Origin of the sequence: Streptomyces sp. GC420 (assembly GCF_009916105.1) — a bacterium.
Classification (GTDB): Bacteria; Actinomycetota; Actinomycetes; order Streptomycetales; family Streptomycetaceae; genus Streptomyces.
In genome coordinates, this window is sequence record NZ_JAAAXQ010000060.1 from 13,514 (window position 1) to 28,003 (window position 14,490).

Below are 14,490 nucleotides of genomic sequence, written 5' to 3' on the forward strand. Positions count from 1 at the left end.
ACCGGCGTGAGGTGAGAGACCGGCGGGCCGCGCTGTCAGTGGACACCGTTAGCCTCACTGGGGTGTCCCCGCGCGTCACCGACCCCGAGCAGCTCAAGGAGCTCCTCGGCATCCCCTTCACACCGGAGCAGACGGCCTGCATCACCGCGCCGCCCGCCCCGCAGGTGATCGTGGCCGGAGCCGGCTCGGGGAAGACCACGGTCATGGCGGCGCGCGTCGTCTGGCTGGTGGGCACCGGGCAGGTCGCCCCCGAACAGGTCCTCGGGCTGACCTTCACCAACAAGGCGGCCGGCGAACTCGCCGAACGCGTCAGGACGGCCCTGGTCAGGGCCGGGGTGACCGACCCCGATCTGCTCGACCCGGACGAGCCGCCGGGTGAGTCGCAGATCTCGACGTACCACGCGTTCGCCGGGCAGCTCCTCACCGAGCACGGCCTGCGCATCGGCCTCGAACCGAGCGCCCGGCTGCTCGCAGACGCCACCCGTTTCCAGCTCGCCGCCCGCGTGCTGCGCGAGGCCCCCGGCCCCTACCCCGCGCTCACCCGGTCCTTCCCCGTCCTCGTCGCCGACCTGCTGGCGCTGGACGCCGAACTGTCCGAGCACCTGGTGCCCGCCGAACGGCTGCGCGCGTACGACCGCGAGCTGCTGGAGGAACTGGAGGGCGTCCGGCTCACCAACGACGAGCTGCGCAAGGTGCCCCTGACAGTGGCGGCCCGGCTGGAGCTCCTCGACCTCGTCGGGCGTTACCGCGAGGCCAAGCGCGCCCGGGATTTGCTCGACTTCGGCGACCAGATCGCGCTGTCCGCGACCCTCGCGCTGGAGCGGCCCGAGGTCGGCGCCATCCTGCGGGACCAGTTCCGCGTGGTGCTGCTGGACGAGTACCAGGACACCTCCGTCGCCCAGCGGCTGCTGCTGTCCGGTCTCTTCGGCGGCGGCACGGGCCACCCGGTGACCGCCGTCGGCGACCCCTGCCAGGCCATCTACGGCTGGCGCGGCGCCTCCGTCGCCAACCTCGACGACTTCCCCGAGCACTTCGCGCACCCCGGCGGCAGGCCCGCCACACGCTTCTCCCTCAGCGAGAACCGGCGCAGCGGCGGCCGCATCCTCGACCTCGCCAACGGCCTCGCCGCACCGCTGCGGGCCCAGCACGAGGGCGTCGAGGCGCTGCGGCCGGCCCCCGGCGCCGAGCGCGACGGGCAGCTGAGGGTCGCGCTGCTGCCCACACACGCCGAGGAGCTGGAGTGGCTCGCGGACTCCGTCGCGCACCTCGTGCGGACCGGCAAGGCACCCGGCGAGATCGCCGTGCTCTGCCGCACCGCCACCGACTTCCCGCAGATCCAGGCCGCCCTGGTCGCGCGCGACGTGCCGGTCGAGGTCGTCGGGCTGTCCGGGCTGCTGCACCTGCCCGAGGTCGCCGACCTGGTCGCGATGTGCCAGGTGCTCCAGGACCCGGGCGCCAACGCCTCCCTCGTCCGCCTCCTCACCGGACCGCGCTGGCGGATCGGACCGCGCGACCTGGCGCTGCTGGGCCGCCGTGCCCGGCTGCTCGTACGGCGTGAGCGCGGCGAGGACGCGGACGCCGACGCCCGGCTCGCGGAGGCCGTCGAAGGCGTGGACCCGTCCGAGGTGGTCTCGCTCGCCGACGCCCTCGACACCTTCCTGGAACCCGACGCGGGCGCCGATGGGCTGCCGTTCTCCGGCGAGGCCCGGGTGCGCTTCGCCCGCTTCGCCGCCGAACTGCGCGAGCTCCGCCGCTCGCTCGCCGACCCGCTGATGGACGTACTGCACCGGGTCCTGAACGTCACCGGCCTCGAGGTCGAACTCTCCGCCTCGCCGCACGCCCTGGCCGCGCGGCGGCGCGAGACCCTGACCAACTTCCTCGACATCGCCGCGTCCTTCGCGGCCCTCGACGGCGAGACGACCCTCCTCGCCTTCCTCGGTTTCCTGCGCACCGCCGCCCAGTACGAGAAGGGCCTGGACAACGCGCTGCCCGGCGGGGAGAACACGGTCAAGGTGCTCACCGCGCACAAGTCCAAGGGCCTGGAGTGGGACGTCGTGGCCGTCCCCGGACTGGTCACCAAGCAGTTCCCCAGCGACCGCACCCGCGAGTCCTGGACCTCCAACCCGCAGGTCCTCCCGCACTCCCTGCGCGGCGACGCCGACACACTGCCGGACGTCCCCGGCTGGAACAGCAAGGGCCTGGCCGCGTTCAAGGCCGACATGAAGGACCACCAGGCCACAGAGGAACTCCGCCTGGGCTACGTCACCTTCACCCGCCCCCGGTCCCTGCTGCTCGCCTCCGGCCACTGGTGGGGGCCCACCCAGAAGCGCCGCCGCGGTCCCTCGGTCTTCCTGGAGGCGCTGCGCACCCACTGCGAGGCCGGCCATGGCGAGATCGACGCCTGGGCCGGGGAACCCGCCCCCGACGCCGAGAACCCCTGCCTGCGCGACTCCCTCAACGACCATGCCTGGCCCCTGCCCCTCGACGACGCCGCCTTCGCCCGCCGCAGGAAGGCGGCCGATCTGGTGCTGGCCCACCTGGACGGGGTACCGGGGCAGCGCGGTGAAACGGCGGGGGCGGCGGGCGCGCACGCCCGGAGGGCGTCTGCCACGGGCTTCGCGGATTCCGCGGAGCCGGATCATCCCGCTGGCCCCGCTGGCCCCGCTGGCCCCGCTGGCCCCGCTGGCCCCGTGGTCCGGGACGGGGATCTTTTCGAGTCTCCGCCCGAGGACCCCGACTGGTTCGCACCTCCGCCCGAGGACGAACCGGACCCGGACCCGTACGACGGGGCCGAAAGCCCGGCCGACTGGGAGTCGTGGACGACCGAGCGCCCCGGCGCCCCCGACGCCGCCCCCGCAGGGGCGCCTCCGCATCCGACGGACGAGGCGGAGGGCGGCCGCCGGGTCGCCCTTCCCGCCCCCCGGAGGCCGCTCGCGGCGCCCGCGGCGCCCCTGGCGGACGGCCTGACCCCCGAGGAGGCGCGGGCCGTCGCCTCCTGGGACCGGGACCTCGACACGCTCGCCGCCGAGCTGCTGCGCGCACGCGGCGGCGTCCGGGACGTACCGCTGCCCCAGTCGCTCACCGCTTCCCAGCTGATGCGCCTCGCCGCCGACCCGGACGCGTTCGCGCAGGATCTGGCGCGGCCCATGCCCCGGCCTCCGCAGCCCGCGGCCCGCCGCGGGACCCGGTTCCATGCCTGGGTGGAGTCACGGTTCGAGGAACTGCAGCTGCCGATGCTGGAGCCCGACGAACTGCCGGGTGCGGAGGAGGACATCGCCGACGAGGAGGAGCTGGCCGCGCTCAAGGATGCCTTCGAGCGGTCGGCGTACGCCCGGCGCACGCCGTACCGCGTGGAGGCCCCTTTCCAGCTCGCTCTCGCCGGAAGGGTGATCAGGGGGCGGATCGACGCGGTGTACCGGACGGGGGACACGTACGAGATCGTCGACTGGAAGACCGGCCGCGGCACCGACCCCGACCCCCTTCAGCTCGCCGTCTACCGGCTCGCCTGGGCCGAGCAGCACAGTCTGCCGCCGGAGGCCGTGAGCGCAGTCTTCCTGCACGTGCGCAGCGGGGAGGTCCTGCGCCCCGGGCCGCTGCCGGGCCGGGCCGAACTGGAGCGGATCCTCCTCGGCGAGCAGCCGGGCGAGCAGCCGGGCGGGGTGGCGGGGGACGTGCACGGCGGGCACCCCGGACAGCCCTCCGGCGACCACACCTGAAAATCCGGGCACCCCGGCGGCGATAGGCTCGATGGCATGAGCGACACCCCGGACAGCGCCGTCCACACCGTCCAGGCGTACGTCGAGGCGCAACGCACCGGCTTCCTCGCGGACCTCGCCGAGTGGCTCCGCATACCGTCGGTCTCCGCCCAGCCCGAGCACGCCGCGGACGTCCGGCTCAGCGCCGACTGGCTGGCGTCGAAGCTCCGGGAGACCGGATTCCCGGTCGTCGAGGTCTGGGAGACCCCCGGCGCCCCCGCCGTCTTCGCCGAGTGGCCCTCCGACGCCCCGGGGGCGCCCACCGTACTCGTCTACGGACACCACGACGTGCAGCCCGCCGCCCGCGAGGACGGCTGGCACAGCGAGCCCTTCGAACCGGTCGAGCGGGACGGACGGCTGTACGCCAGGGGCGCCGCCGACGACAAGGGCCAGGTGTTCTTCCACACACTCGGGGTGCGCGCCCACCTCGCCGCCACCGGCCGCACCACCCCCGCCGTCGGCCTCAAAATGCTGATCGAGGGGGAGGAGGAGTCCGGCTCCCCGCACTTCCGCGCCCTGGTCGAGGGCAATGCCGGACGTCTTGCCGCGGACGCCGTGATCGTCTCGGACACCGGTATGTGGTCCGAGGACACCCCGACCGTCTGCACCGGCATGCGCGGCGTCGCCGACTGCGAGATCACCCTCCACGGTCCGGACCAGGACATCCACTCGGGCTCCTTCGGCGGGGCCGTGCCGAACCCGGCCACCGTCGCCGCCCGGCTGGTCGCCGCCCTGCACGACGCCGACGAGCGCGTCGCCGTCCCAGGCTTCTACGACGGGATCACCGAACTCACCGACCACGAGCGGCGGCTCTTCGCCGAACTGCCCTTCGACGAGGCGGCCTGGCTGCGCACCGCGAAGTCGTACGCCACCCTCGGCGAGGCCGGATACTCCACCCTCGAACGCGTCTGGGCCCGTCCCACCGCCGAGGTCAACGGCATCGGCAGCGGCTATCTGGGTGCGGGCGGCAAGACGATCATCCCTTCGTCCGCACTGCTGAAGCTCTCCTTCCGGCTGGTCGCGGGCCAGGACCCGGACAAGATCGAGCAACTGGTGCAGGACTGGGTGGCCGTACAGGTCCCCGCGGGCATCCGCCACGAGATCGTCTTCGGCGCCGCCACCCGCCCCTGCCTCACCCCGCTCGGCCACCCGGCACTCCAGTCGCTCGCGCGCGCCATGGGACGCGCCTTCGGCCGGCCCGTCCGCTTCACCCGCGAGGGCGGATCGGGTCCGGCGGCCGACCTCCAGGACGTGCTCGGCGCGCCCGTGCTCTTCCTCGGCATCTCGGTGCCGTCGGACGGCTGGCACGCACCCGACGAGAAGGTCGAACTCGACCTGTTGATGAAGGGCGCCGAGACGGCCGCCCACCTGTGGGAGGACCTCGCCGGCCACTGGTCGGGCGCGGCCCGGACCGCAGACCCCGGACAGCGCCCGGACCCCGGACAGCGCCCGGACCCCGAACCGCATGCCGGCCCCGCGGCACGCCCGGACCCCGCAGACACCGGTGGCCGCTGACGATGCGTATCCCGTCCGCCCCGCCGAACCGCAACCGCAATCGCCCGCACCACCGGGGGAGTTGGAAGCACTCGTGACCACCTTGACCGACGACACCGCAGACCGGCCGATCTCGCTCACCGCGCCCAGCGGCATCGACCGTGAGGCGCATCACCGCCTCGACGAGGCCTGGCTGGCCGCCGCCTGGAGCCACCCGACGACGCGGGTCTTCGTGGTCTCCGGAGGCCAGGTGCTGATCGACGAGACAGAGGACGCCGACGGCACCAGGACCGAACTGGTCATGACCCCGTCCTTCGAGGCCCCGCCCACCGAGACGCACCGCTACTTCCTGGGCACCGACCAGGACGGCATCCGGTACTTCGCGCTCCAGAAGGACGCCCTGCCCGGCCGTATCGACCAGTCGGCGCGCCCGGCCGGCCTGCGTGAGGCGGGGCTGCTCCTCTCCCCGCGCGAGGCGGCCCTGATGGTGCATGCCGTGGCACTGGAGAACTGGCAGCGGCTGCACCGCTTCTGCTCACGCTGCGGGGAGCGCACGGTGATCGCGGCGGCCGGCCACATCCGCCGCTGCCCGGCCTGCGGGGCCGAGCACTACCCCCGCACCGACCCGGCCGTGATCATGGCCGTCACGGACGAGAAGGACCGCATTCTGCTGGGCCGCCAGGTGCACTGGCCCGAGGGGCGGTTCTCGACCCTCGCGGGCTTCGTGGAGCCGGGCGAGTCGATCGAGCAGGCCGTGGTCCGCGAGGTCTTCGAGGAGGCCGGGGTGAAGGTCGGCGAGGTGCGCTACGTCGCCAGCCAGCCCTGGCCGTTCCCGTCCAGCCTGATGCTGGGCTTCATGGCCCGGGCCACCAGCGCGGAGATCCAGGTGGACGGGGAGGAACTGCACGAGGCGCGCTGGTTCTCCCGCGACGAGCTCCGGGCCGCGTTCGAGACCGGGGAGGTGCTGCCTCCCTACGGCATCTCGATCGCGGCCCGGCTGATTGAGATCTGGTACGGCGAACGACTCCCGACGAGGGCCTCCTTCTAGCACGCGCGGCGGCCCCGCCGAGACGGTCCTGCCGACCGGGACTCAGACGCTGATCTTCTGCTTGACCTGCGCCAGCGAAGGGTTCGTCAGGGTCGAACCGTCAGAGAAGAGGACGGTCGGAACGGTCTGGTTGCCACCGTTCGCCTTCTCGACGAAGGCCGCCGACTCCGGGTCCTGCTCGATGTTGATCTCGTTGTACGTGATGCCCTCGCGGTCCATCTGGCTCTTGAGCCGCCTGCAGTATCCGCACCACGTCGTGCTGTACATCGTCACAGTGCCCGGCATGTCGTCTGCGCTCCTTCGAGGGATCGTGGGTACTGGCGAGTGCCTGTCGCACTCGCCAGTTCTCAGAGGAACGCACGACCCCGGTCCGCCATTCCCGCACAGGGCCCGCGCGGATTCATGTGAACAATGCCGCACGCCTGTGGACAACTTTCCCGTGCGCCTCCCGGGACCTGGCAGCATGGCGGGGTGACAGCAGCAACGCACTCCTCTCTCTTCCCGCAGATGCCCGAGTCGGCGGACGCCGTGCTGGGCGGGCTCGACCCCGAGCAGCGCGAGGTCGCCACGGCGCTGCACGGTCCGGTGTGCGTGCTGGCAGGTGCCGGCACGGGCAAGACGCGCGCGATCACCCACCGGATCGCCTACGGCGTGCGCGCGGGGATACTCCAGCCCGCCAGCGTGCTGGCCGTCACGTTCACCAACCGGGCGGCGGGGGAGATGCGGGGGCGGCTGCGCCAGCTGGGCGCGGGCGGCGTGCAGGCGCGCACGTTCCACTCCGCGGCGCTGCGGCAGCTCCAGTACTTCTGGCCGAAGGCGGTCGGCGGCGAGCTTCCGCGGCTGCTGGAACGCAAGATCCAGCTGGTGGCGGAGGCCGCGGCGCGCTGCCGGGTCCGCCTGGACCGCAACGAGCTGCGCGACGTGACCGGTGAGATCGAGTGGTCGAAGGTCACCCAGACGGTGCCCGCCGACTATCCGGCGGCCGCCGCGAAGTCACTGCGCGAGGTCCCGCGGGACGCCGCGGAGATCTCCCAGATCTACGCCATGTACGAACAGCTCAAGCGCGACCGAGGCGTGATCGACTTCGAGGACGTGCTGCTGCTGACGGTCGGCATCCTCCAGGACCGCCCGGACATCGCCGACCAGGTCCGCCGCCAGTACGTGCACTTCGTGGTCGACGAGTACCAGGACGTCAGCCCCCTCCAGCAGCGGCTGCTCGACCTGTGGCTCGGCGACCGGGACAGCCTCTGCGTGGTCGGTGACGCCAGCCAGACGATCTACTCCTTCACCGGTGCCACCCCCGACCACCTGCTGAACTTCCGCACCCGGCACCCGAACGCCACCGTCGTCAAGCTCGTCAGGGACTACCGCTCCACCCCCCAGGTGGTGCACCTGGCCAACGGACTGCTCGCGCAGGCCCGCGGCAGGGCCGCGGAACACCGTCTGGAGCTGGTCTCGCAGCGAGACCCGGGCCCCGACCCCGCGTACACGGAGTACGCCGACGAGCCCACCGAGGCCGAGGGTGTCGCCCGGCGTATCCGTGACCTGATCGCTTCCGGTGTCCCGGCGAGCGAGATCGCGGTGCTGTTCCGCATCAACGCCCAGTCGGAGATCTACGAGCAGGCCCTCGCGGACGCCGGGGTGCCCTACCAACTCCGGGGCGCCGAGCGGTTCTTCGAGAGGACCGAGGTGCGCGAGGCGGGCGCCGCGCTGCGCGGCGCCGCCCGCTTCGGAGGCAACGACGCACTGCTCGACGACGTCGTGGACCTCCCCTCGCAGGTGCGGGCCGTGCTGTCGACGAAGGGCTGGACCACCGAGCCCCCGGCCGGCTCGGGCGCCGTCCGCGACCGCTGGGAGTCCCTGGCTGCCCTCGTCCGGCTCGCGGAGGACTTCGCCCGGGCCAAGGAGGGGGCCACGCTCGCCGACCTGGTGGCCGAGCTGGACGAACGGGCCAACGCCCAGCACGCCCCGACCGTCGAGGGCGTCACCCTGGCCTCGCTGCACGCCGCCAAGGGCCTTGAGTGGGACGCGGTGTTCCTGGTCGGGCTGACCGAGGGCATGATGCCGATCACCTACGCCAAGACCGACGAGCAGGTCGAGGAGGAACGCCGGCTGCTCTACGTCGGCGTGACCCGCGCCAGGGTCCATCTGTCCCTTTCCTGGGCGCTGTCCCGCTCTCCCGGCGGCCGTGCCTCCCGCCGGCCCTCCCGGTTCCTCAGCGGCCTGCGGCCCGGCTCCGCGGCGCCCGGCGCCCGCTCGGCGGGCGGGGCCGGGGGCATCGAGCGCGGCTCCGGCGCCCGGCGCAAGCGGCGCGGACCCGTCCAGTGCCGGGTGTGCGGCAAGACCCTCACCGAGGCGGGCGAGATGAAGCTGATGCGGTGTGAGGACTGTCCGTCGGACATGGACGAGGCGCTCTACGAGCGGCTGCGGGAGTGGCGCTCGGACCAGGCGAAGCAGCTGGGGCAGCCCGCCTACTGCGTCTTCACGGACAAGACGCTGATGGCCATCGCCGAGGCCGAGCCGTCCACGGATGGTGAACTGGCCGTCATCCCAGGGGTCGGAGCCCGCAAGCTGGACCGTTTCGGAGCCGATGTTCTGGCTCTCTGCGCTGGTCAGGAGCTTGCCGAGGAGGATGGCGAGGACTGATACGAACTCGTCGAAAAAATAGTTTGCGCCCGCCCCGGGAATCCCCATAGGTTCTTCTACGCGGGAACGGCGGCTTCTCTGAAGCCTCCATCCGTGCTGTACTTGGCAGTACTTATCCGAATACGCAGGACTGGCTCACCCCAGTCCCCCGAGACGCCGAGAGGAGGCGAGACCAGTGACCAGCTTCATTCAGCTCCAGAAAATGACCGATCGCTCGGTCGTTGCCGCCTGCTCGCTCGGCGCCTCGCTGCGTGGCACCGGTGTGTCCTTCGACGGCCCCGCCGTCAAGGGACTGCCCGGCTCCGCCTCCGTGCGCCCGGTCTGCCTGCCTCTCTCGGACCTGCCGGTCCGTGAGCGGAGTGAGCGACCGACCGAGGCACTTGCGGTAGCAGCAGCGGCACAGGCCAAGGCCTATGCCTTTGCGGCCAATGGTGCCGAAGCCAAGCAGATCCAGCACCACACGATGTGGGCCTTCCGCGGGCCTGAACCCTGGAGTCATCCAGCCTGATCCTCCATCAGGCCGGCGCCTTCAGGGCCGCGGAACCCCATCCGGGATCCGCGGCCCTTCTGTTTTCCCCGAACCGGGGAGGACAGGGCGAAGGGGCCTCGGGACCAGCACAACCGGTAGCGACCGAACCCCCGGCCAACAGGCCGGACCGAGACAGACGAGGAAACCGTCACCGTGCATCTCGAAACGCACGCCCCGTCAGTACGGCACACCGAAACGATCCCCCCGCCCGGCCTCCCGGAGGACTCCGCCTTGACCCCGCTGACCGCGCTCACCGCGCTCGACGACGCCATCGAGAACCTCGGCGTACCCGTCCCCTGCCGCAGCTACGACCCGGAGGTCTTCTTCGCCGAGTCGCCGGCCGACGTCGAGTACGCCAAGTCGCTCTGCCGCACCTGCCCGCTCGTCGAGGCCTGCCTCGCGGGCGCCAAGGAGCGCCGCGAGCCCTGGGGCGTCTGGGGCGGCGAGCTCTTCGTCCAGGGTGTGGTCGTTGCCCGCAAGCGGCCCCGTGGCCGCCCGCGCAAGAACCCGGTTGTGGCATGACAGCGCCGCATCGGGAGGCGGGCACCAAGCCGCCGAAGCGCCCCGGCACGATCGATCTCCCTCGCACGCACGACCCCAAGAAGCAGGCCTCTATGAGCCCGTCCGCAAGCGAGCCCGTCGGCTCCGCGACACCAGACGTCACCACAACCGGCGCGGCCACCTCGCGTCAGAACAGGACCCGTGAGATGCAACTCATCCCAGAAGCCCTGGCTCGTGCGCATATGGACGAGCTGATGCGTGAGGCCGAGATGGAACGCCCGGCCCAGCGCCTCGCCGCCGCCCGGCGGATGCAGCGCCGCGCCGAGCGGGCCTCCCGGAAGGCCCGCCGCGCGCTGGCCATGGCGGTCATGCAGTAGCGGCCGCGGCGGGAGCAGTCACCCGGGGGCCGGTCCGAACGGACCGGCCCCCGCAGTGCGTCGTTCCGCTCAGGCCGGTGCCTCCCCGGCCGCGTCGTACTCGTCGTACGGCCCGTCCTCCTCCGTGCCCTCGAGGAAACCGGGCAGCCAGTCCTCCAGCTCGTCCCGCAGCCGCACCGCCGCACCGAGCTGGCAGAGCACACCGATGGTGCTCAGCGTCACACGGTGGATCAGCAGATAGGCGGGCGGCAGATTCAGCTGCTTGCCCAGCTGGTAGGCCGGGGAGCGGACATCCGCTATCCGTGCCGCCTGGTTGCGGATCCAGCCCCGGGAGAAGACGAACTCCTCGACCTGGGCGGGCTCGATGATCGGCAACAGATAGTCCAGCACCGCGTCCGGGTCCAGCTCGACGGACTCCTTGACGAAGCCCTCCTCGCACAGCATCTCGTACACGGCCTCGGCCTCGCCCTCCAGCGTCATCCGCAGGGCGGTGCCGATATTGCCGGGCAGTCCGTCGGGCAGCCGGTCCACCGTGCCGAAGTCCAGCACCCCGAGCCGCCATGCGTCAGGGTCCTCCCCGTCGGCGCCCTCGCCGTCCTCCGCGCCCTTGAGCAGCCGGAAGTTGCCCGGGTGCGGGTCGGCGTGCAGCAGGCCCGTGCGTGCCGGGCCCGAGAAGAGGAAACGCGCAAGCAACTGGCCCGCGCGGTCCCGCTCGTCCTGCGAGCCGCTCGCGATCACCTCCGCCAGCGGCTTGCCGCCCATCCACTCGGTCACCAGCACCTGCTCGCTCTGGTGCACGACCCTCGGTACCGCCACGTCAGGGTCGCCCGCGAACTCCTCGGCGTGGGCCTGCTGGGCCGACGCCTCCAGGCCGTAGTCCAGTTCCTCGGAGACCCGGTCGCGCAGCTCCTGGATCAGCGGCTTGATGTCCATGCCGGGGACCAGCGGGCCCAGCAGCCGGGCGAATCGGCTGAGCTGGTTCAGGTCGGACAGCAGGGCCTCGCCCGCGCCCGGGTACTGCACCTTCACCGCGACCGTGCGCCCGTCGTGCCACACCGCCCGGTGCACCTGCCCGATCGACGCCGCGGCCGCCGGCTTGTCCTCGAACTCGACGAACAGCTCGCGCCAGTTTTCACCCAGCCGCTCCTTCAGCACCGCGTGCACCGTGCGGGTCGGCATCGGCGGCGCGGCCTCCTGGAGCCTGGTCAGCGCCGCACGGTAGGGCCCGGCGACCTCCTCGGGCAGCGCGGACTCGAAGACGGACAGTGCCTGTCCGAACTTCATGGCCCCGCCCTTCAGCTCGCCCAGGACCTTGAACAGCTGCTCCGCGGTCCGCTGCTGAAGCTCACGTCCGACCAGGTCGGCGGACATCCCTCCGATCCGCTTGCCCAGTCCCCAGGTCGCCCGTCCCGCGAACCCAAGCGGCAGCGCGGCCAGCTTGGCGGTACGGGTTACCGCCTTCCGGGGAAGATCAGACATGCGCGCCTCCAGTTCCCAGACTGCCGCGCCGCGAACGGCGGATTACCCAGTCATTGTGACCTGTGGCCCCCGCGCCGCGGCGACGCGCTCGCCTTCATAGTTCCCTGCCGCGCCGCAGCCGCAGTCACCGCGGGCCGTGATCGGTACCGAATGCCAGGTCATGGAGGGCAGCACGCACTCCAGACGAGTGCCGGCGCTTACCGGCGGATCACCGTCGAGGAGGGCGAGGGCATGCCCCGCTGCCAGCCCGGCCACCGCCGTGCCCAGCGCCACGTCACAGGGGGCCACAGCCGAGGCGGCGCGGCCCGACCGCCACTGCGCCAGCATCCTCGGCCAGGCAGGCTCCCGCTCCTGCCGGCCCAGGGCCAGGCACCCCGCGCAGGCGGTGACGCCCGGCAGCACCAGCGGACCGACCACTCCCGTGCCCTCGATCACCCCCGCGTACAGGTGAGGGGTCCCCGAGGCCAGCCAGTCCTCGGCGACGGCGGGGTCCGGAGCGTAGGCCCCGAGCCCGTCCCTGGGCGCACACACCACCAGGGACAGGGGCGGACCGCCGCCCGGCGCCGTCCCCGAGGCCCGCACCGGGCGGTCCGGCGCCGCGTGGCGCACCGCGCGGCGCGCCGCCACGTCCCTGCGCTCGCCCAGGCACGCCGCGTCCAGCCCGCCCGGTGCCAGGTCCCAGGGCTCGGCACGCCCGCCGTCCAGCACATCGACCGTGCCCACCCCGGCCGCCGACAGGACCGAGGCCACGGTCGCCCCCACCCGTCCGGCGCCGCGCACCTGCACCCGCAGCGCGCGCCTGGCGGCGAGCCGCTCCATGGCCGCCCCCGGCTCCGGGTGCACCACCGACAGCGAGGCCAGGTCGGGCCGCAGCCGCTCCAGGGCGGCCGTCCTGCTCCGCAACGCCGCCGCCTCCGGGCCGCCGGCCGTCGGATCGTCGACCAGACCGGCCGCGACGAGCCGTTCCACCAGCGTGTCCACCTGGTCGGGGGACAGTCCGTAGGCGCCGGCCTCCCGCCGCAGCAGTGGGAGCGCCCGCGTCCCGTCCAGCAGGTCCAGAAAGCTCCCGCTCGCCGTGTCCACCGGCCCGACCACCACCGCGTGCGCGGGAGCAGCTCCGAACTGCACCGTTCCCCTGTCCCGCCAGCTGCGCCGCAGCGCGGGCTTGAGCATCGGATGCATGATCCACCCCGTGTTCCTCGCTCCTCGCGGACGCCGCCCGTCCGGCGGCGTCCTCGCGGACCGGTCTCCGCGTGGACCCAGAATGCGCGCCGCCGCCGGGACGCCGCCGGAGGTTGTCCACAGGCCGCCGCATTCGTCGTACCGGCGCGGTCCCCGGGAGCCCGATCGATTCCGAACCGGCTCAGGGGCGGACTTCGGCCACTGACAGCGGGTAACGTCGAGGCGTGTCCGCCGACCCACTGCACAGTGCCAGGAACCCGCAGGGCGGCCCGACGGCCCAGTCGCCGCGCGCCTCCGGGCCGGGCCCGGTCGAGGTCCGCCGCAGCGCGCGCAGGCGCAGAACGGTCTCCGCCTACCGGGAGGGCGACCGCACCATCGTGCTGCTCCCGGCCCGGATGTCGGAGGCGGAGGAGCAGCGCTGGGTCCGCGTGATGCTGGACAAGCTCGCGGCCCAGGAGAGCAGACGGGTCCTCGGCGACACCGAGCTGGCGGCCCGCGCCGAGCGGCTCTCCGCCCAGTACTTCGAAGGGCGGGCGAGGCCCGCCTCGGTGCGCTGGGTCACCAACCAGAACACCCGCTGGGGCTCCTGTACGCCCGCCGAGGGCAGCATTCGCCTCTCGCACCGGCTCCAGGGCATGCCCGAGTACGTCGTGGACTACGTGCTCCTGCACGAACTCGCGCACCTGCTCGTGCCGGGACACGGTCCGGACTTCTGGAAGCTGCTGGAGGTCTATCCGCGTACCGAGCGGGCCCGCGGCTTCCTGGAAGGCGTGGTGGCGGCCCGGCGCGGTGACCCAGAGTGACTCTGTACCGGCTTCGTACCGGTACCGGTCATTCGCCCGTTCAGCCGTTAGCCTGACGCAACGCATACGCATTCTGCTCGTCGGATGGGGGACGGTCGTTACGCATGGCCAGGGAATTCCAACGCGGCCACAAGGCCAAGATCAGTGATCTCACAGCCGGGACGGATCTGTACGTAGGTGTGCATATCGCTGGTCCGGGACTGACCTTCGACATCAGCTGCTTCGGACTCGATGCCGACGAACGCCTGTCGGACGACAGGTACTTCATCTTCTTCAACCAGCCGAAGTCGCCCGAGGAGTCCATTCAGCTGCTCGGCGCCCAGTCGGGCGACACCGAGTCGTTCCGGGTCACCCTGGACCGCGTCCCGGCGCACATCCACAAGCTGTCCTTCACCGCGACGATCGACGGCGCGGGGCAGATGTCGCAGGTCGGTCCCGGCTACGTCCGGATCGTCGCGGGCGGCGAAGAGGTCGCCAGGTACGCCTTCAACGGCTCGGAGTTCACCACCGAACGCGCCGTCATGCTGGGCGACTTCTACCTCAAGGACGTCTGGCGTTTCGCTGCCGTCGGCCAGGGCTTCGACGGCGGGCTCGAGGCGCTGCTGAAGAACTTCGGCGGCGAGGTCGCGGACGAGCAGCCCCAGCAGGCGGCCCCCCAGGCCCCGCAGGGTGCGGC

General features: G+C 72.5%; 12 protein-coding genes. 9 read left to right on the top strand and 3 right to left on the bottom strand.

All coding sequences use genetic code 11. The annotated features are described in order from the left end of the window. Window positions 1–62 precede the first annotated feature (62 nt). From GUY61_RS10530 to nudC, 3 genes are all read left to right on the top strand, one after another. Window positions 63–3,716 carry an ATP-dependent DNA helicase gene (locus tag GUY61_RS10530; RefSeq protein ID WP_166629822.1) on the top strand — a complete coding sequence of 1,218 codons (3,654 nt, stop codon included), beginning with the start codon at window positions 63–65 and terminating at the stop codon, window positions 3,714–3,716. Between the two features lie 36 nt (window positions 3,717–3,752). Further along, window positions 3,753–5,270, top strand: a complete 1,518-nt coding sequence (locus GUY61_RS10535) for a dipeptidase (protein ID WP_166629823.1) — start codon at window positions 3,753–3,755, stop codon at window positions 5,268–5,270. Between the two features lie 73 nt (window positions 5,271–5,343). Continuing rightward, a complete protein-coding gene (gene nudC, locus GUY61_RS10540) occupies window positions 5,344–6,297 on the top strand; it encodes an NAD(+) diphosphatase (RefSeq protein ID WP_166629824.1) in 954 nt (317 codons plus the stop codon). Window positions 6,298–6,339: 42 nt separating this feature from the next. Here the strand turns inward: nudC and GUY61_RS10545 are convergent, their stop codons facing one another. Further along, window positions 6,340–6,582 (bottom strand): mycoredoxin, encoded by a 243-nt coding sequence (locus tag GUY61_RS10545; protein WP_166629825.1) that lies wholly within the window; start codon window positions 6,580–6,582, stop codon window positions 6,340–6,342. 126 nt (window positions 6,583–6,708) lie between these two features. Here GUY61_RS10545 and GUY61_RS10550 point away from each other — a divergent pair, with 126 nt between their 5' ends. The 4 genes from GUY61_RS10550 to GUY61_RS10565 all read left to right on the top strand — a co-directional run bounded on the left by GUY61_RS10550 (window position 6,709) and on the right by GUY61_RS10565 (window position 10,350). Next, window positions 6,709–8,943 (top strand): ATP-dependent DNA helicase UvrD2, encoded by a 2,235-nt coding sequence (locus GUY61_RS10550; RefSeq protein WP_166629826.1) that lies wholly within the window; start codon window positions 6,709–6,711, stop codon window positions 8,941–8,943. Between the two features lie 175 nt (window positions 8,944–9,118). Continuing rightward, window positions 9,119–9,451 carry a hypothetical protein gene (locus tag GUY61_RS10555; protein ID WP_398954979.1) on the top strand — a complete coding sequence of 111 codons (333 nt, stop codon included), beginning with the start codon at window positions 9,119–9,121 and terminating at the stop codon, window positions 9,449–9,451. 174 nt (window positions 9,452–9,625) lie between these two features. Then, entirely contained in the window at window positions 9,626–9,994 is a 369-nt protein-coding gene (locus GUY61_RS10560; protein WP_166629827.1) for a WhiB family transcriptional regulator, read from the top strand. Next, a complete protein-coding gene (locus GUY61_RS10565; protein WP_166629828.1) occupies window positions 9,991–10,350 on the top strand; it encodes a hypothetical protein in 360 nt (119 codons plus the stop codon). Before GUY61_RS10560 ends, GUY61_RS10565 begins: the two co-directional genes overlap by 4 nt. 69 nt (window positions 10,351–10,419) lie before the next feature. Here the strand turns inward: GUY61_RS10565 and GUY61_RS10570 are convergent, their stop codons facing one another. Both GUY61_RS10570 and GUY61_RS10575 read right to left on the bottom strand, forming a co-directional pair. Continuing rightward, a complete protein-coding gene (locus GUY61_RS10570; protein WP_166629829.1) occupies window positions 10,420–11,829 on the bottom strand; it encodes an AarF/ABC1/UbiB kinase family protein in 1,410 nt (469 codons plus the stop codon). Window positions 11,830–11,871: 42 nt separating this feature from the next. Beyond that, window positions 11,872–13,011 (bottom strand): ThiF family adenylyltransferase, encoded by a 1,140-nt coding sequence (locus GUY61_RS10575; RefSeq protein ID WP_166629830.1) that lies wholly within the window; start codon window positions 13,009–13,011, stop codon window positions 11,872–11,874. A gap of 224 nt (window positions 13,012–13,235) precedes the next feature. On the opposite strand from GUY61_RS10575, the gene GUY61_RS10580 reads away from it, so the two are divergent. Together GUY61_RS10580 and GUY61_RS10585 are read left to right on the top strand one after the other, a co-directional pair. Then, the gene (locus GUY61_RS10580) at window positions 13,236–13,814 is read left to right on the top strand and encodes a M48 family metallopeptidase (RefSeq protein WP_166629831.1); all 579 of its coding nucleotides are present in this window, start codon (window positions 13,236–13,238) and stop codon (window positions 13,812–13,814) included. Between the two features lie 104 nt (window positions 13,815–13,918). Further along, on the top strand, window positions 13,919–14,490 hold a 572-nt coding region (locus GUY61_RS10585), incomplete at its 3' end, for a TerD family protein (protein WP_166629832.1).

Excerpts from the sequence above, each read along its gene's own strand:
- GUY61_RS10565 (WP_166629828.1), top strand. The coding sequence starts at position 9,991 with ATGACAGCGCCGCATCGGGAGGCGGGCACCAAGCCGCCGAAGCGCCCC.
- GUY61_RS10535 (WP_166629823.1), top strand. The coding sequence starts at position 3,753 with ATGAGCGACACCCCGGACAGCGCCGTCCACACCGTCCAGGCGTACGTC.
- GUY61_RS10545 (WP_166629825.1), bottom strand. The coding sequence starts at position 6,582 with ATGCCGGGCACTGTGACGATGTACAGCACGACGTGGTGCGGATACTGC.
- GUY61_RS10550 (WP_166629826.1), top strand. The coding sequence starts at position 6,709 with ATGCCGCACGCCTGTGGACAACTTTCCCGTGCGCCTCCCGGGACCTGG.
- GUY61_RS10575 (WP_166629830.1), bottom strand. The coding sequence starts at position 13,011 with ATGCATCCGATGCTCAAGCCCGCGCTGCGGCGCAGCTGGCGGGACAGG.
- GUY61_RS10570 (WP_166629829.1), bottom strand. The coding sequence starts at position 11,829 with ATGTCTGATCTTCCCCGGAAGGCGGTAACCCGTACCGCCAAGCTGGCC.